A 17,500-nucleotide genomic window follows, 5' to 3' on the forward strand; every position below is an offset into this window, starting at 1 on the left:
GCTATACTGGAAAATCTAAAAGTGCACTTTCTTTTTCGGGGAAGACAGAAGGCGCGAAAATCTAAACTGATGTTTTGAATAACGGGAAAAATAAATTACTTTTGCTCTATATAGTAATTTTTTTGGCACACACTCAAATGAGTGAAGAAAACAAATTTGATTTTGAATATATATGTAAGAAAATCATCACAGATCGTATCAGTCTGGTGGTTTTCTTACTACTTGGTTTGCTCATAGGCATATTCGTTGCCATACAAACTCCACGATACTATACTGCTCAAACTCTCTTAGCGCCAGAACAAACAGGAAAGTCCTCTTTCTCTGAGAACGTGGAGAATACGCTTAAAGCCTTGGATGTGGATCTCAATACTAACACGAGTGCAGATGGGGTGTATCCAGCATTATATCCCGATATTTTTTCGACAAAATCGTTCATCATCAAACTTTTCTCTGTTCCTGTCACACTAAAAACAGGGGAAAGAAAAACTTACTACCGCCACCTTGTGGAAGACACTAAACTGGGACTCACCGCACAGGCGAAACGCAGCCTCATGAGCCTCATCCCGAAGAAAAAGACAGCCACATCCAGCAAAGATAAGCTCGATCCGTTCCGCCTCACCGATGAGCAAGAAGATATGGTTGAACTTATTCAAGGTTCGGTGGCTTGTATCTATAGTCGCAAAGTGGGCATTCTGTGTATCACAGTAGTTGATCAAGATCCGCGCGTGGCTGCTTCGCTTGCCGATACGCTTCAGAATCGGTTGAAACGCTTTGTGGTGGACTATAAAACGCAGAAAGAACGCATCGCTTTAAGCAACGCACAGAAAGCTCTGTATGAGAGCAGAGCTGAATATGAGAAAGCAAAAGAACGCTATACTGCCTTTGCTGACGCCAATCAGGATGTGACACTGCAAACTATTGGCACAAAACTCTCAACGCTGGAAAACGATATGCAAATCAGTTACCAACGCTACGAACAACGCCAGAAACAAAAGGAGAAGGCACAAGCCGACGTGCAGTATGCTGCCCCCGTATTTGCGGAGCTTTCAAGCCCTACGATTCCTAATCATCCGAGCGGAATTTCCCCACTAACCATCGTTCTGATATGGATGTTTTTATTTGTAGTACTTGACGGCTTGTGGGTTGTAGTCATCAAAGAGCGCGTTTCATTCACTAAAAGCCAAAGTTGATGGAGTATTCAATCCCTTACCTCGCACTGATTGTCTTTTTCAGTATTTTGGCCTGGTGGTCGAATGATACTAAAAACGAAAAGATCCGCAAGCGCCTCACATGGTTAGCCTTGGGCGTATTCCTCTTCTTCTTCGGTTTCCGAGGATTCTGTTTCTACGACTGGACAGAATATTACCGAGCATTCATTACTTGGAAATGGTGGGAACTACCCAAGACAGACATATCCGATTGGCAGTACGAACCGGGCTTCATGGTACTGATGCTAACGTGTAAGAGCATTTCGAGCAACTATTTCTTTTTCTCGTTCGTTTGTGCAGCTATCAACCTCGTTTTGTTCGCCCGCTTCCTCTCGCGCTACGTTGAGAACACGCCATTAGCACTTATCATATACCTGGCCATGGGCGGCTTGGTGATGTCCACCGACTTGATGCGAAACTCTATCGCTATCATGCTCTTCCTTAACGCCTTGCCCTATTTAGAGGCACGCCGACCTATCCCCTATTTCCTTATATGCGGCGTGGCGTTTCTCTTTCATTCCACTTCGTTGATATTCATCCCTTTTTATTTCTTTTTACACCGGAAATGGGGGCGCTGGACTTTCCTCATCGTTTTCCTTATCGGAAACGTTGTCTACCTCATGCGAATCCCTATGCTCATGAACATAGTGAGCTTTGCATCAAGCATCATCGACCCTACACTAAAGCAAAAAATCGATGCTTATATGGAAATGGCACCTGGCGTAGGTTTCCAAATCAGCATTGGCTATCTGGAACGCCTTTTCACGGGGGTATTGGTACTTATCTACTACAATAAACTCCACGACATACGCAAAGATGCCGACCTCTTTATCAACGCGCTCCTCATCTATTTTGCACTCTTCTTCTTCCTAAGCGAATTCCGGGTTCTGAGCGTTCGTTTCTCTTATCTCTTTGCCTTTGGTTATTGGGTGATATGGCTCGACTTAATCAAATGTTTCGCGGTGCAAAACAACCGACGGCTCTTCGTCTGCTTCCTCTTTATCTATTCGATGCTCAAGATATACCAATCCACCAACAATGTCATCTATCGCTACGACAACGTTATCTTTAGCACAGAGAGCTACAACCTGCGGCGCATCACCTTCGATGTGTACAGCGAAACGATTAAGTAAGGCAGATACAATAAAGAGAAACTCGATAACGTTAAGAACATACACAACATCAAAATAAGCTTATGGCTAAAGCTGTGAAAGATATCCTTTATGTAGATTATATCCACCAAGTGGGGCACGTTAATTTCGACCATATTCATATTGATGCGCTCAAGTCCACCCATCGCAATGTTCGCTTGGTGCTACATAAAGAATTGGCAGATCAATTGCCCTACTCCAAAGATGAGTATGCAGCCATTCTCCCCTCCTGGCTTTACCAACGGGACAACCGACCTTTTTTCAATCGTCTCCTCTTTATTCTCACCCTGCTCTTCATCCGCTGGAAGATACGCCCGCAGAAGTATCGCAGCGTCATTGTATCCAGTTGTGAGGAAATCACGCTGGGACTTTTCCCTCTCTGTCGCAATATGCACATCATTTGTCATGGCAATGCGCAAAGCTTTGGTTTCAGCAAACTGAAAACGTTCTTCCTCCAGCGGCTGGCTCGCCATAATCGTTTCATCGTGTTCAATTCCGAGATGGCTCAGCCTTTTCTTGAAAACGGAATAAAGAATGTTGACATCATCTCCCATGGCTGCATCCCTCCCTTCCAGGTGTCAAACGCCACTAATGTACTACCCAACTTGTCGGCTTATCGGCACGTTGTCTTTCATCCTTCGGCCAGTCCAGATAGAGTGTTTATGCAACAGCTGCTCAAAGATTCCGATTTACAGGATTTTCTGAAACGAGAAAACATCTTGCTCATCCTGCGAAACCACCCAGAAGGAAAAACAGAAATAGGTAATATCCGTTTTATCAATCACTATCTCACACAGTCGCAGTATCAGCAGCTTTTCCTCCAAGCAGATACTATCCTATTGGCTTATCCGCCCCAGTTCCGCTTCCAAGTGAGCGGCGTGAGTTTCGAATGTGTCAGCAACCACAAAAAGGTTCTCATTTTCCACAATCCTTCGCTCAACTATTGCCGGCAGTTCTACAACTACGATCCTATATTCGACAACATCGGACAAATGTGCCAGCTACTGAAACAACTCTCAGAGGATTCCTCACTCCAGTGTGTGGCCACCGCTGAAAAGCTCCGCCCAGACTACACACAGATTCTCGCTACAAAATAGTTAAGTATGAAGATTTCCGTTATCGTCCCTACCTATCAGCCCGCCAACTATCTTTGGGAATGTCTCGACTCTCTCTGTCGCCAAACTTTAGCGCCCAAAGAGTTTGAGGTAGTGGTCGTGCTAAATGGTTGCAACGAGCCGTACTTCGGACGCATACAGCAATACATCCATGCGCACCCTCTTCACAACTTCCAGCTCATTCAAACCGAAAAAGGGGGCGTATCGAACGCTCGCAACATAGGTATTGACCAATCAAAGGGAGAGTATATTTCCTTTCTTGATGACGATGATTGGGTAACCGATAACTATCTCGAAGAATTGCTACAACGCGCCACACCAGAAGCCATTGTCCACGCCAACGTGATACAGTACCGAGATAGCACAGGCGAGAGAATGGACTACTTCCTTACATCTGTTTTCCAACGCCTCCAAGGTAGCCAAAAACTCACCTTCTTCAATGCACGGAGTTTCCTTTCCAGCTCTTGCTGCAAACTGATTCCAAGAAAAGTTATCGGCACAGAACGGTTCAACAAAGCATACAAATTGGGAGAAGACTCCCTCTTCATGTTCACCATCTCCCGCCGAATCCGCTCCATCCGCATGTCGGGCGAAGATGCAATTTATTACGTTCGCAATCGCGATAATTCTGCCTCTCATAAGACCTATCCTTACAGCTACCGCCTGCAAGTGGCTTTCGGCCTAACCTTTAGCTATCTCGCGCTATTCCTGCGCCGACCTTTCGCTTACAACTTCCCGTTCTTTCTCACACGCATAGCTGCCACGCTCCGCAAACTCTTCACACGCAAGTACGAATAGAAGAATCCGTCAGCGCGTCTATTGCAACCCTCCATACAATAAGCGCGCGGGCTGACGCAATAAGGGTATTTACAACTACATATATAGCGGCTGCGCATGCGCTCCAAGAAAAAGTTGAAAAAGTTTCGGTGAAGTTTCAGCCAAGCTTCATTTGCTGAAACTTTTCATAAGCTATACAAGAAAGACATAGGAGATGCCACGGGAGAGGTCTCTGCTGAAAATGAGAATCTAAGTCGGAGAGATTCTTATGTAAAAGGCTCGTTCCAATAGCAATGATAGTCCAAATCCTGCGGCCGTTCTCCGATTTTACGCGCGGGCACACCGCCCACAATCGCATAAGGGGGGACATCCTTTGTTACAACAGCGCCTGCACACACCACTGCACCTTTGCCTATGTGCACGCCTTTCAGAATCGTACAACCTATGCCCAGCCAAGCATAGTCGGCAATTGTTATGGGTTCAAATACGCCTTCAAAACGACGACTACGCACATCATGACTACCCGTCATAATGTTTACGCGGTGAGAAACCGAAACGCTATTGCCAATAGTAATGCCTGCACGGGCGTCCAGCGTGCAACCACGGTTTATATGGCTTCCCTCACCGATTTCTACATTCCATGGAGCCATAAAATAAGTGCGCTTCATCACGAAAGAGCCTTTGCCGATTTTTGCACCTAAGAGTTTCAAGTATGCACGGCGCAAACGCCACGGCAGATGGGGCAAAACATCGTTCACCATCACTTCCGTTCCAAAACCTTTCAAATATCGATACAGCCAAGAGCGAGAAAAAGCATAGCGCACAGTACTCTTTGCGAGCACCAAAAAGTGGCGCAAATTGAAACGCCCCTCGGACGTGACTTTATAATTATAGTAGAAATTACGATATACGTTGCTCGACGCTCCTTCCACAAGGTATCGCTCGATGGGGATATTTATTTTTTGGAAACGATAACCAGCCTTATAAACACGATAAATCATGTGCCAATCCAGTGCATACCCCAAGCGAGCGCGCTGGCTCAAATCGTAAAGAAACTGCTGTTGCACTTCCGTGCGGACGAAGGAACTTCCATGGCGATATATGGGATAGTAGTCCATCAGACTTACATCAGTAGAAGCTTTCTCTAATTGGTCGTAGTCGCGCCCTACTGCAATGCTGTCTCCATATATCACATCGGCCGTTGCACCCTGTTCTGCGATAAAATCCACCACCTGTTGCAACGTAGCTTCATTGGCGTAGACATCACCAGCATTGAGAACGTTGATCCATTCTCCCGTGGCGTGAGCGATACCTTTATTCATGGCATCATAAATTCCCTCGTCTCGCTCCGAACACCAATACGCCAAACGGTCGGCATACTCGCGCACGACATCGGCCGTACCGTCTTGACTTCCCCCATCAATCACGATGAGTTCTTTCTCTGCACATGTCTGTGAAAAGAAACTTTCGAGGGTCTGACGGATGCCTTTCACATCATTGTAGACCACTGTTATAACACTGATTTTATGTTGCATAGAAAGGTAGTTTTGAGGTATGAATAAACAGGCTTACATAGTAGGACTCCATCAGCAGCTTCAACGCGCTATAAACTATTTATTCCAAACACCACGAGCGCGGCGATTGATGAGCAGGTGGCACTGATAGCAGTGGATAAGGCTCATCACGGCGTAGCAAGCGGCCATAGCGAGCACGATGCCTTGCGGCTCAAGGCGCGTACCAAAGAAATACATCACCACAACATAGATGGCTGTTACGACTATGGATGTATAGATTTGCACCTGTATTTTATTGAGTCCGTTGATGAGATATGTGGCACAATTATTCAGGTTGAAGAATGAAATGTAAAGGAACACGCTGATCGACATCTCTATGGGCACTTTCAGCGAAATGCCTATCCACAAATGATAGAATAAGCCCGACAACAGCAGCATAAGGAGTCCGCCAGCGAGCGTCAGTAGCCAGATGCGGAAAGCTTTGTTGTAGGCATGGTGAATCCAATCGAAATCGTTCTTCACATAAGCATCGGTGTAAGCGTTCCACATGGGAGCTAACACTACAGCATAACCTACAGCCAGAAGATTCAGGTATTTGTAAGCAACATTATAAACTGAGACTTCAGCCGGACCATAATAATGGGAGATGAAAAGGTTGGACGAACCGAAGATAACGAGGCAGCTGGTGATCTGAATAACAAAAAATCCCATCCCCTTACTGATGATACCACCTGCCAAACGGCGGTCAACGGCACGATAGGACGGACGCAAACCTTTATAATGTCGGAAAAGCGGAATAGCCGCCAAGAGAAAGATACATACGGGAGTGGCAGAAAACACGAGTACCACCTTGAAGAGACTCGGCTCTGCTGTCTTGCTCAACACAAAGATGACGATGAGCGAAATAATGTTGCCCGAGATGAGCAGGAAGTCGTTGAGCGCATACTTTTGTAAAGCCACAAATACAAAGCCCACGTTGCGCACCACGAGGTTTGCCAGCGTGAAAGCAATAGCTGTAAACAGCACGCCATGCAGCACTTCGTCGGACACTGCCCGCGTGTTGAACACCTTGGTAAGGTCAATATAATTCAGTCCAAAGAAAGAAATCAGTCCGAGCCCGCAAGCAATGAGGAAGAGTACCCAGAGCGTCGTACTCAAATAGGCGCGCCCCATTTCTAAGTGACCTGTCGAAATGGATTTGGTCAAGTAGTTGCGCATACCATTACCCAGCCCAATATCGAAAAAGGAAAACCAATAGAGCACGGAGGAGATAGCCATCCAGATACCGTATTCTTCCTTTTGCAGATAGTGGAGCGTGACGGGCACAATCAAGAGCGAAGTGGCCAAGCCTATTATTTTGAGAACAACAGACAAGAGTATGTTCCGCCGCAGCATTACTGAACGGTTGTCATTACTTGCCAGTAGTGCTTTTATCTTTCCTAACATTTGAATTTTGCTTTACTGAACGTTGCAGAATAGTTGTAGAGTTAAAGCGATGCCCAACTATTCTTCGTCAAGTTCTATAACCGGCTCGCGCTTCTTTTGCCGAACTGGAGAAATCATAAGCACCCAAACAACGTGGAGGCAGACACTCAACACCAGGAAAAAGAGCAAAATCATCGATCTTGGTGTGCTGCTCGGTTTGTTGGGCACAGTGGCTTTCTCTATAATGGTGAAAGCCGGCGTTTGCTCTTGCACTTTTGCACGGGCTTGTTGCACCTGTGCCTGCATTTGGCTATAGACATTGAATTTGAGTTGCATTTCGTTTTCCAACTCATCTTCTTGTGAACGCACCGAGGCCAACGTAGCATCCTGATTGGAGTCGGCAAAATCAGCATATTTCTTTTGCGCCTTCAGATAAGCCTCGCGACTCTCTTGTTGGAGTTTCGTGTAGTAGCGTTCGTCGGCGTGCGCTTTCTTCGTACGATACTGAGTGATATATTTTTGCAAACGCATCTGAAGAGTATCGGCCATGATGGCAGCTACTTGCGGATCGGCATCTGTTATACTGATATTGATGACGTTGGTCTTCTTATCAATCTGGCACCCTATGGAGCCACGCACCATGTCCACAATCTGTTCCTCGTCCTCTGTCAGGCGGAAGGGATTCATCTTTCCGATGCCCGTTGTGCCTGGTGCAGCGTTCTTTTCCTTCATCTTCTTGATGGCTGTCAGTACCCAAAGTTTTGGTTTCTGCCAGAAAGGAATTTTGACGTCTTGCACGAGATGGGTCAAGTATGTCTTCTTCTGTCCGTCCTTGGTCACTACGTTCACGCTGAACAAAGGTATGATAAAATCAGTGGAGGCAAAGAGGTCGGGATATATCTGCGGATAGATGGCATCTACGCTTTGTTTGCCCTTTCCTCCCAGGTCGAGACCGAAGGAAGAGGCCATGTCGCTCAAACTCTCTGAGAGTCCCAAACTTCCACTGAGCATTTCGGGGGCTAACACCACGTTGGCTGTGAAGAACTTTGGCGTGTTGAAAGCCACAACAATGCCGACAACGGCTCCCACCAGCACATAGATGCAGAGGAGCTTCCAACGACGGAGCACCTTTTGCAGCATCCCGATGATATCTATTTCCGAAACCTTTGTCTTTTGTTCCATAATCAAAATCTTTGATTCTTCTTGAAATATGCGGCAGTGGCTTGGTGCGAGATGCCGGAAGTGGTTCTTCTTCTCCCTGCTCCCTTCTGCCGTGTGTATCAATAGCGAATTTTGCTAACCAGCAGTTCGCCTGCCTTATAAATATAGCGCAACGCCAGTAGGAAACTGTTGCTTCTCACTCCGTTGGTTTTCAGGGCACGCTTGTGGTCCTTGAAAATCTGTAGGTGACTGGGCACACCCGAACTCGACAAACCGCCAATGCGCATAGTCACGCAGTCCAGCGGCAGGTAGTGAGTCTTGATGTGGTGTACATAAATCAAACGGAGCAATTGCTCAAAATCTGCTGCCACCTTATAGGAAGTGTCGAAAAGTCCGTATTGCAGATAAACAGAGCGTTTGCAGTAGAAAGAAGGATGCGCGGGCATGAAACCAAGTCGCATCCACGACGGGCGAAAATAACGCGAAGAATAGTAGCGTATGATTTTCTTCAGATTCTCTGGGCGAACGTAGTGAATATCTCCGTAAACGGCGTCACAGTCATACTCCTCGAAAGCGGCAACCAGCTGACTCACAACATTGGGAGCAGTGAAGAAATCGTCAGAATTGAGAATTCCCACAACATCTCCCGTAGCCATGCGCACACCTTTGTTCATGCCGTCGTAAGGCCCTTTGTCGGGTTCGGAAACATACTGTCCTATCTGGTCACGATATTTCGCGATGACGGCCGAAGTGTTGTCCGTGCTCCCACCATCCACAATAACGTGCTCTATGTTGGGATAGTCCTGCGCGAGAACACTCTTGATTGTGTCCTCGATAGTGCTACCATTGTTATAGACTGTTGTGATGATGGATATCTTGAGCATAATGGTTGTTGGGATGGCCTGAAGGCTTGCCAGAGACTGTAGTGTCTGTTACCCTAAAGAACGTAATATTTTTCTTTTTTAGTGTATTCCTCCCTTAGTTTATTTTCACAAAAGTTGGGAAAGGCCTACAAAAATACAAAAAAGGCTCTACCTTTCTGCGTATTTAGGGAAAAAAGCTACGTTTATACTTGGATGGAGGGATAGGATTAGGCGCTTCTTCCGCAGCTTTTTCCAATCCTCCAGCAGCCTTTTTCTGCTTGAAAAAAGGATTATCACCGTAGTAAAAACGTACGCTTTTATTAACAAACGCATTTAATAAAAGAGAATTTTTGTACAGCTTTTTTCGTTGATAAAAGTGGTTTTCTCAAAAAATCAGTGAGAGAAAATCCACCAAAAATCGAAGAAAGTCCGTTTTTTTTATTCTTTTCAGAAGAAAACAGCCTTTTTCGGTCGTCAGTAGCCCTTGTTCCGTCTGTCATTTTCCTTATTGTATCGGCTGGCTTCCTTATCCTGTCAATCGACATCCTTATTGTGCCGACTGACGCAATAAGGAAATCCGTGCGCAAGAAGGAGACTTTGTTCGCTCTCTCCCTTTCGTGTGTAATTTCGAGGCGTTTGTGAGAGGGTAAAAGTAAGAAATCTGTTGATAATTTCAGCCCACGAAAGAGCACGAATTAGGCGAATGGGCACGAATCAGGAAGCCCCCTCCAACTCCCCCATTAGGGGGAGTGTTCAGAATAGGGATAATCAGAAATACAAACAAGTGGTAGCCGAGCACTCCCCCTTTATGGGGGAGCTGGAGGGGGCTCCTTCACTCTTCTGTATGCTTCTCCTTCTTCCTCGGCTTCTCGCCTGCCATGATCAGTGCATGCGCCCGCTGATAGTCGGCCATGTGGAAACCATTGCGCAGGACATAATCGAAAAGGGCTTTGCGCTGGCGGATGGCCTCATTGAGTTCAGCATCGAGATCCATATAGCGGCTAAGCACTTCTTTGTTGTTGGAAGCCAAATCTGTATCTGCCAACAACGTTTGGAGCGGACTCACTTGTGTGCGGAAATAGGTGGCACCTTTCGAGATACGCTCTTGCAAAAGCGCATCATTGGCATAGTCGTCGGAGGCAGCCACCAGCTGCTCATACTGAATATGAAAGCGATGGGCAACAGGGAAGAGATTGTGCTGAAGAGCCAGCTGCTCTTTGCGGAAACGCTCCAGTGTGGCGGGATAATCCTTGTAGAAATGTTCTTCCAGATGGCGCAGAAAGAGAGACAGGAGATGCTCGATGCTGCGAAAGTCGAAGAGAGAGGCAATTAGGTTGACGAAATGGATGCGCTGCAATTGGCGGATGCCAGATTCATCGGGAGTGCGGGCGGACAGTTCGCGGTGGTAGCGATCTACATTGGCATCGGTGATGATAGCCCGCGGAGGAATGGGCGCACTGAGTACCATTCCTTCGAGCGACTTGCAGCGGCTCAAGGCCACATAAGTTTGTCCGGCGGCAAAAGCAGCGTGTACGTCGATAATAGCATGTTCGAAGGTGAGCCCCTGGCTCTTGTGAACGGTGATAGCCCACGCGAGTTTGAGCGGATACTGCTTGAACATTCCCACAATGCGTTCTTCCACCTCTTTCGTACGCGGATTCATCTCATAGCGCGTATTCTCCCATGCATCGATGTCTACTTCGATGCGCTCATCATTATCGAACGGACAAACCACTATGCGCTTGTCCGTGAGTTCCTCCACTGTGCCGAGCATTCCATTAAAGTAGCGGTGCTTCACATCGTTCTTGACAAACATCACCTGCGCGCCCTGCTTGAGCACAAGCTCTTCGTCGGTCGGGTAAGAAGACTCGGGAAATACGCCCTCCACGCAGGCTTCAAACACATACTCTTTTGTGGAGAGGCGGTCCAGCTCCTGGGCGTTGTGCGCTCGGGCCTGATGGTTGTGAGTCACAAGGCGCACATAGCCAGCTTCCTCGGGCGGTTCGAAATTGGGCACATAGCGCTCGTTGAAAAGGCGGAGCACTTCAGCATCTGCCGTATTGCTACGCACACGATTGAGAAGTTCTACGAAATGAGGGTCGCTCTGACGGTAAACATGATGCAGTTCGATGGTGGCATAACCGCTCTGATTGAGTGCTCGGCTACTGAAAAAATAAGGTGTAGGATAGTTAGTGCGCAGCAGTTCCCATTCGTCGTCTTTCACTACGGGAGCCAACTGCTGGAGGTCGCCAATGAGCAGCAATTGTACACCGCCGAATGGTTGGAAAGGAGTGCGATAGTGGCGCAATAGCTCATCAATGCGATCCATCATATCGCCGCGAACCATAGATATTTCATCGATGACGATGAGGTCAAGGCTGCGAATGAGTTTCACCTTGTCCTTGCGCAACTTATACTCCATCTTCGTCCGCCCGGGCAGGTAAGGGCCAAAGTCGAACTGGAAAAACGAGTGGATAGTAGAGCCGCCGGCGTTGATAGCGGCAACTCCTGTGGGTGCGAGTATCACCATGCGCTTGGGATTGCGTTCGCGGAGCTGCCGCAGGAAGGTGGTTTTCCCTGTTCCTGCTTTGCCTGTGAGAAACAGGTTCGTACCTGTCCATTCCACTATCTGCTGGGCGCGTTCCAGTTCTGGATTTTTCATGAGCTTTATAAAATTGAGTGACAAGTTCTCACTTGCCACTCATTATATATATATGCGACCAAAGCCGCAAAAGGTGTGTTCTTACTGTTCTGCCTGAAAGAGAGGGTCCCAAGCAGGAAGAAGGGTTGGTTTCTGGTTGAGGATGTCCAGCGTCTTTGCGTCGACATATTTTTTGTCTACTACCAAGCGGAACAGGTATTCATCCAACCATTTGTCGGTCATGATAAGGTGTCCTTTGTAGCCATACGTTGGCCCCCAACTGTTTTCTACCATCCATTTTGTGGTCTTGCCAGTTGCGTCAAGCCCTACAGCCATGAGCGTCATGGCGTGGCTGGAAGCAGAGGCATGGGTCTGGATGCGCTCAGCCTTATTCATGGGGAAGGTGGTATTGAAGAGCGAAGCGTAGTCATAATTATCAACGTCGAGAACACCGGTCTTTTTGTCGAGGAACTTACCTACGTCGCAGGACATATACATCATGGTGGTGTCCTTGAGTGACTTCACGGCCATTGCCTTAATCTCGCTCATCGGCAGGTTGATATATGTCCAGTTGCGTCCGTCGTATGTGTGTCGGTCGAGGTCTACTGCGTAGAGTTTGTAGTAAGGACGCGTTGGGTCGTTCATAAGCATGACGTAATCGTTCTTGAGATCCTTACCCACAAATTCTTGATAGAATTGCTTGGGAGTGTACTCGGCTGTGCTGACAGCTTTTCCGTCGGCCGTGCGGAGGGTCCAAACAAACTTTTCAACGGGTGTGCCGAGGCAGATTTGCAGGATGTGGTACACTTCGCCCAGCATCGTTGTTTTGCGCTTCTGCAAATCGGTAGCACTCTTTCCCTTGCTGACCATGTCGCGCAGTTCAAGTCCGTACTGGCGAAGCTTCAAGGAAATGATTTCTGCCATCTTCGATGTGTTGTTAGCATTGTAGCTCTCGGGGAAAACTTCGGCCGGAACAACACCATACTTCATCACGAGATCTTGTACGCCACTGAACGTGCCGCCATCGGACAAAGGGTGCTCGAAGAGCCAGGTGTTCTGGCGGGAGTCTATCGGTTCCTTGGCGTAGTCAATGACACACTGCAAGAAGAGGTTTGATTTCTCCAGCTGATCATAGAAAGAGAGGAAAGATTGGGAGAGAGTGAACTCTCCGAGCTTGTAGTCCTTAATCATGCGGGCACGCATCACGTTGAGTCCCGTGAAGAGCCAGCAACGACCGCTGGACTGCTGATCGGTGATTCCATTGGAGGGAACGCGATAAGTGAAGTTGCCGTCAACAGGTGCTTTATCGGCACGCTTTGTTAGGTCGTTAATTCCGTTAGCTGCCAAAGCATTGCGCAACGCGCGGTCGGTGGCGGTTGGTGGGTTCTGCTGCTTGATTTGTTGCAGCATACTTTCTGTAATGGCGCCGTTCTTTTGGGCGAAAGCCACTGCAGACAGCAAGCCAAAGGTTAAGGTAAGAATTCTTTTCATACTGTTTTGGTAGTTAGGAAATTCGGGATATTGAATGACACAACCCTTGAGCGAATGGGAAAAGTTCTACTCGCGGGAGAGGGCTTTATTGCCTCATCACTTTCTTATACACTTTCTCGCAGATATAATAGAAGAGCACAGCGGTTACTAAGCCGCCGATAACGTCCACTAAATAATGTGCTTGGATATATACGGTGGAGGCGCAGAGCAGAAGGTAGAAAGGCAAGAAGCAATAGGCCACAACGCGCTTTTGCTTAAAGATGAGTATCATCATTATTGTACTCATTCCAACGTGCGAACTGGGAAAGGCGGCGGTGGGGCGTTCTCCGGCGCCCTGCGTGAACTCTACGAGCCACTGAAATAGGCCGCTGCTTTCGCCCGACTTGTGGAGCTCTGTGTGATAGCGGAAATAGTCGCCCAAAGCTGGGAGATAGCCGTTGGAAGCATTATCGAAACCAATAGCCTGAAAGTAGAATTGAGGACCAGCTACGGGCAAAAATAAGAATACAACATAGTAAAGATAGAATCCAGCCATCACAATGAAGCTCATGTGCTCATACGTTTCCAAACGCGACTCTTCGCTCTTTCCTTTCACAAAGAAAGGCAATAGGCAGGTTACTGCTATCATGGGATAGTAACTGAAATAGCCCATGTGGAATAATTCGCTGGAGAAACATGAGGGATATGCTGCACTGAAGGCCAAACTGGGCTGACAGCCGAACAGCACCAAATCAGCGTGAGCAAAGACGTGGTCGAGATTGGGAAAGAGCTGGCAAAATTCGTAAGTGTCCGGATACCAGTAGGCAAGTAAGCTGAGGGAGAATAGCGTACGGAGCAATCGTGTGCTCTTCAAAGGTAGCAAACGATTGAGACTGGCAAAGGCAGCAACACCTCCTAACACGGCGATGCGCTCAGCAAGGAGAAAGCCGGGCGCGTGCATATTTTGCCAAAATAAGAATAAGAGCGCTGTGGTGAAGAGCGCATATAGAATGGTGGCCCATTCGATGGGCAACAGACGGAAGCCTTCTGCTTCTGATTTTCTCGGTATTGCTATCCGATTCATTTGTTTCATTGTTCAGCCCGAGGGCTTTGCTTGTGGTTATAGCTTTAGAGCCAGCCGTTTTGTATATACCAATTCACAGTTTCCTTTACGCCGCGCTCCAACGGATACTGCGGACGATAGCCCAACTCTTGTTCGGCGGGGCGTATGTCGCACTGCCAGTTGCGTTGCTTTAGGATGTTGAATTTGTCCATATTGAGCGTAGTGGTTTTACCAAAGAGATTCGCCAGTCCGCCGTTAATGCAGCACACCAGCTTTAAGAACCAGATGGGTGCTTTTATATGTAGTACGCCGCGGATATTCAACTCTTTTTGGAGCAAGTTACTGAAATCACGGCTACTATAATTGTGTCCGTCAGTAAGGAAGTATGCGCGGCCGCTTTCTCCATGACTTAGCGCGAGATAGGCGGCTTCTACAAGGTCGCGGACATATATAAAGGTAATGGTCTGCGGCTTGTAGCCAACGGAAAAGTCGACGCGCTGAATGATAGATTTGGCCATCAGGAAATAATCCTTTTCGCGCGGACCGTAAACTCCCGTGGGGCGAAGGATGATATAGTTCAAATCAGGGATATGAGCCAGCTCTTGTTCGGCTTGTTGCTTCGACCGACCGTAAGCAGTATCGGGCATTTGCTCATCACTTTCCAAAATGGGGCGATTGTCCTCCTCGCGAACAGGACCATAAACAGAGAGACTGGAGAAAAAGACAAAACGACCTGTAGAAGCGGGAAGTGCTTTGGTCTGCAGGAGCTGTCGAGCGAGACGTGCCGTGCCTTCAGCATTTACTCGAACAAATTCGGCCTCACAACGGGCTTTCGTGGCACCAGCTGCATGAAGCACATGAGCAAATGCCCCGTGTTCGGCAACGTGTTTCTCAAGCTGCGCAGCAAGTAGGTCGTCGTCATCAAAATCCAGTTCGAGGAAATGGATGCGCGGGTCTTGCAAATAGCGGCGCGAACTGGATTTGCGGACAGCTGCCCACACATCGAAGCCCAGTTCAAGGCCGCGCGCCACGAGGAAGCTTCCGATGAAGCCGCTCGCCCCTGTGATGAGTATTTTCTCTTTTGTATCTGTCATTTTCTTTGTCTTAGCTTTTCTCAGAACAGTCGGAAGGGTCAGTCCTGCCACACTTGCCGGAGATTTCTTGGCGTTTGCCATTCATTATCTTCCACCAACGCTGCTGCGCCTCCCACTAAAGCTGCTGCATATCATTGAGGCGCTTGTAGTAGCCGTTCAGAGCGATGAGTTCGTCGTGTGTGCCGCGCTCCACAATCTTTCCTTCGTAGAGCACACAAATCTCGTCGGCGTTTTTGATTGTTGAAAGACGGTGCGCAATAGCGATGGTGGTGCGCGTCTTCATCAAGCGCTCCAACGCCTCTTGCACAAGACGCTCCGACTCTGTGTCGAGCGCGGACGTAGCCTCGTCGAGGATGAGTATGTCTGGGTTTTTCAAAATTGCGCGGGCTATACTGATGCGCTGACGCTGACCGCCCGACAGACGGCAGCCGCGGTCGCCCACGTTAGTATCGTAGCCCTGCTCGCTCTCCATAATGAAGTCGTGAGCATTTGCAATCTTGGCGGCTTCCACCACCTGTTCCATCGTTGCGTTCTCTACTCCGAAGGCTATGTTGTTGAAGAAAGAATCGTTGAAAAGAATAGCGTCCTGATTGACATTACCAATAAGTCCGCGAAGACTTTTAAGGCGGAAATCCTTCACATTTATTCCGTCGATGAGGATTTCCCCACCTGTCACGTCGTGATAGCGCGGCAGGAGATCGACAAGTGTACTCTTGCCCGAACCGCTCTGGCCCACAAGTGCCACCGTGCGGCCTTTGCCCACGTGCAGGTTAATGTCCTGGAGCACTTGCTGCCGCCCGTTGTAGGAGAAACTTACGTTGCGGAAGAGTATCTCCTTTTCGAGCTTCTTCACCTCTTTCGGGGCAGGGGCTTCCACGATGGTATTCTCCGCGTTGAGTATCTTGTTGACGCGTTCCACGCTTGCCATGCCCTTGGGGATATTGTAGCTGGCTTTCGAGAAGTCTTTGAGCGGCTGTATGATACTGTAGAGTATCACCATATAAAAGATAAACTGCGGCGCATCAATGGGCGGGTTCTCTCCATCAAGAATGAGCGTACCGCCATACCAGAGAACGATGACGATGAGTACAGTTCCCAAAAATTCGCTCACGGGGTGCGCGCTGGCCTGACGGATGCTCACTTTATTTGTTAGGCGGCGGTAGTCATCCGTAACGTTCTCGAAGCGATTCCGCATTTTCTGTTCAGCAGTGAATGCCTTCACGATGCGCATTCCGCCCAAGGTTTCCTCGAGTTGCGCCATTGTCTCGCTCCATTTGTTTTGTGCAGCGAGCGATTTTGCTTTCAGCTTGCGCCCTATGGTACTCATCGCCCAAATCAGGAGCGGAAGCACCAGAACGGTAAATAGAGTGAGCTGCCAACTGGTGTACACCAACACGCCGAGATAACAGAGGATGAGAATTGGGTTCTTTACGAGCATCTCGAGCGAACCTGTGATGCTGTTTTCTATCTCGTTCACGTCGCCGGACATACGGGCGATGATGTCGCCTTTGCGCTCTTCGCTGAAGAACGAGAGCGGCAATTCCGTTATTTTGTGATACACCGAATTGCGAATGTCTCTAACGATACCCGTGCGCATCGGTACCATAATGGCCGCCGAAGCAAAGTAGGTGCTCGTTTTCAGTAGTGTAGCCGTGATGAGGAATAGGCCGAGGAAGAGCAGTGTAGTACTTGCGCCAAATTCTCCCATCCACGTCTGCGTGTAGTAGTACATGTTGTTGACGAGCACATCCTTGAAACTTTTGTCCGCTGCATCCCACGCCATGAAAACATAGGTCTGCGTGTCGATACGAAAGAGAATCTTAAGCATCGGCATAAGCGTGACAAACGAAAAAACGTTGAGCACGGCAGAGAGAATATTGAACAGAAGGGAACCTAAAAGGTAGCCTTTATAAGGAGCAACATAGCGTCGCAGAACCTCGAAAAATTCTTTCATTGGTTGATTGTAGCGTTTGTTATCAAGCCCACTCGCACGGCCAGGCGGCACCTGCTGCTGAGCC

14 protein-coding genes are annotated in these 17,500 nt (G+C 48.1%); 4 read left to right on the forward strand and 10 right to left on the reverse strand.

Translation table 11 applies throughout. The annotated features are described in order from the left end of the window. The first annotated feature begins 137 nt into the window (after positions 1 to 137). From ABLA33_RS04445 to ABLA33_RS04460, 4 genes are all read left to right on the forward strand, one after another. Positions 138 to 1,190: a hypothetical protein gene (locus ABLA33_RS04445; RefSeq protein WP_347719392.1), complete on the forward strand. Its 1,053-nt coding sequence runs from the start codon at positions 138 to 140 to the stop codon at positions 1,188 to 1,190. Beyond that, positions 1,190 to 2,341 carry an EpsG family protein gene (locus ABLA33_RS04450; RefSeq protein ID WP_347719393.1) on the forward strand — a complete coding sequence of 384 codons (1,152 nt, stop codon included), beginning with the start codon at positions 1,190 to 1,192 and terminating at the stop codon, positions 2,339 to 2,341. Before ABLA33_RS04445 ends, ABLA33_RS04450 begins: the two co-directional genes overlap by 1 nt. A 62-nt stretch (positions 2,342 to 2,403) precedes the next feature. Further along, positions 2,404 to 3,456: a hypothetical protein gene (locus ABLA33_RS04455; RefSeq protein WP_347719394.1), complete on the forward strand. Its 1,053-nt coding sequence runs from the start codon at positions 2,404 to 2,406 to the stop codon at positions 3,454 to 3,456. Positions 3,457 to 3,462: 6 nt separating this feature from the next. After that, positions 3,463 to 4,272 (forward strand): glycosyltransferase family 2 protein, encoded by an 810-nt coding sequence (locus ABLA33_RS04460; RefSeq protein WP_347719395.1) that lies wholly within the window; start codon positions 3,463 to 3,465, stop codon positions 4,270 to 4,272. Positions 4,273 to 4,517: 245 nt separating this feature from the next. Here the strand turns inward: ABLA33_RS04460 and ABLA33_RS04465 are convergent, their stop codons facing one another. The 10 genes from ABLA33_RS04465 to ABLA33_RS04510 all read right to left on the reverse strand — a co-directional run bounded on the left by ABLA33_RS04465 (position 4,518) and on the right by ABLA33_RS04510 (position 17,436). Next, positions 4,518 to 5,786: a glycosyltransferase gene (locus ABLA33_RS04465; protein WP_347719396.1), complete on the reverse strand. Its 1,269-nt coding sequence runs from the start codon at positions 5,784 to 5,786 to the stop codon at positions 4,518 to 4,520. Between the two features lie 75 nt (positions 5,787 to 5,861). Continuing rightward, entirely contained in the window at positions 5,862 to 7,211 is a 1,350-nt protein-coding gene (locus ABLA33_RS04470) for a hypothetical protein (RefSeq protein ID WP_347719397.1), read from the reverse strand. Positions 7,212 to 7,268: 57 nt separating this feature from the next. After that, positions 7,269 to 8,372: a Wzz/FepE/Etk N-terminal domain-containing protein gene (locus tag ABLA33_RS04475; protein ID WP_347719398.1), complete on the reverse strand. Its 1,104-nt coding sequence runs from the start codon at positions 8,370 to 8,372 to the stop codon at positions 7,269 to 7,271. Between the two features lie 98 nt (positions 8,373 to 8,470). Next, a complete protein-coding gene (locus ABLA33_RS04480) occupies positions 8,471 to 9,235 on the reverse strand; it encodes a glycosyltransferase family 2 protein (RefSeq protein WP_347719399.1) in 765 nt (254 codons plus the stop codon). A gap of 299 nt (positions 9,236 to 9,534) precedes the next feature. Then, positions 9,535 to 9,714, reverse strand: a complete 180-nt coding sequence (locus ABLA33_RS04485) for a hypothetical protein (RefSeq protein ID WP_347719400.1) — start codon at positions 9,712 to 9,714, stop codon at positions 9,535 to 9,537. Between the two features lie 332 nt (positions 9,715 to 10,046). Further along, positions 10,047 to 11,876, reverse strand: coding sequence for an AAA family ATPase (locus ABLA33_RS04490; RefSeq protein WP_347719401.1), 1,830 nt, complete (start codon positions 11,874 to 11,876; stop codon positions 10,047 to 10,049). An 81-nt stretch (positions 11,877 to 11,957) separates the two neighbouring features. Next, entirely contained in the window at positions 11,958 to 13,346 is a 1,389-nt protein-coding gene (locus ABLA33_RS04495) for a C1 family peptidase (protein WP_347719402.1), read from the reverse strand. Between the two features lie 85 nt (positions 13,347 to 13,431). Beyond that, positions 13,432 to 14,409: a phosphatase PAP2 family protein gene (locus tag ABLA33_RS04500; protein ID WP_347719403.1), complete on the reverse strand. Its 978-nt coding sequence runs from the start codon at positions 14,407 to 14,409 to the stop codon at positions 13,432 to 13,434. A 44-nt stretch (positions 14,410 to 14,453) separates the two neighbouring features. After that, positions 14,454 to 15,482, reverse strand: coding sequence for an NAD(P)-dependent oxidoreductase (locus ABLA33_RS04505; RefSeq protein WP_347719404.1), 1,029 nt, complete (start codon positions 15,480 to 15,482; stop codon positions 14,454 to 14,456). 115 nt (positions 15,483 to 15,597) lie between these two features. After that, positions 15,598 to 17,436: an ABC transporter ATP-binding protein gene (locus ABLA33_RS04510; RefSeq protein WP_347719405.1), complete on the reverse strand. Its 1,839-nt coding sequence runs from the start codon at positions 17,434 to 17,436 to the stop codon at positions 15,598 to 15,600. Positions 17,437 to 17,500: the final 64 nt, after the last annotated feature.

The organism is uncultured Alloprevotella sp. (assembly GCF_963536905.1).
In the GTDB taxonomy this organism is placed as follows: domain Bacteria; phylum Bacteroidota; class Bacteroidia; order Bacteroidales; family Bacteroidaceae; genus Alloprevotella.

Coding starts and splice junctions, on each gene's coding strand:
- ABLA33_RS04445 (WP_347719392.1), top strand. CDS start 138: ATGAGTGAAGAAAACAAATTTGATTTTGAATATATATGTAAGAAAATC.
- ABLA33_RS04450 (WP_347719393.1), top strand. CDS start 1,190: ATGGAGTATTCAATCCCTTACCTCGCACTGATTGTCTTTTTCAGTATT.
- ABLA33_RS04455 (WP_347719394.1), top strand. CDS start 2,404: ATGGCTAAAGCTGTGAAAGATATCCTTTATGTAGATTATATCCACCAA.
- ABLA33_RS04460 (WP_347719395.1), top strand. CDS start 3,463: ATGAAGATTTCCGTTATCGTCCCTACCTATCAGCCCGCCAACTATCTT.
- ABLA33_RS04465 (WP_347719396.1), bottom strand. CDS start 5,786: ATGCAACATAAAATCAGTGTTATAACAGTGGTCTACAATGATGTGAAA.
- ABLA33_RS04470 (WP_347719397.1), bottom strand. CDS start 7,211: ATGTTAGGAAAGATAAAAGCACTACTGGCAAGTAATGACAACCGTTCA.
- ABLA33_RS04475 (WP_347719398.1), bottom strand. CDS start 8,372: ATGGAACAAAAGACAAAGGTTTCGGAAATAGATATCATCGGGATGCTG.
- ABLA33_RS04480 (WP_347719399.1), bottom strand. CDS start 9,235: ATGCTCAAGATATCCATCATCACAACAGTCTATAACAATGGTAGCACT.
- ABLA33_RS04485 (WP_347719400.1), bottom strand. CDS start 9,714: ATGACAGACGGAACAAGGGCTACTGACGACCGAAAAAGGCTGTTTTCT.
- ABLA33_RS04490 (WP_347719401.1), bottom strand. CDS start 11,876: ATGAAAAATCCAGAACTGGAACGCGCCCAGCAGATAGTGGAATGGACA.
- ABLA33_RS04495 (WP_347719402.1), bottom strand. CDS start 13,346: ATGAAAAGAATTCTTACCTTAACCTTTGGCTTGCTGTCTGCAGTGGCT.
- ABLA33_RS04500 (WP_347719403.1), bottom strand. CDS start 14,409: ATGAATCGGATAGCAATACCGAGAAAATCAGAAGCAGAAGGCTTCCGT.
- ABLA33_RS04505 (WP_347719404.1), bottom strand. CDS start 15,482: ATGACAGATACAAAAGAGAAAATACTCATCACAGGGGCGAGCGGCTTC.
- ABLA33_RS04510 (WP_347719405.1), bottom strand. CDS start 17,436: ATGAAAGAATTTTTCGAGGTTCTGCGACGCTATGTTGCTCCTTATAAA.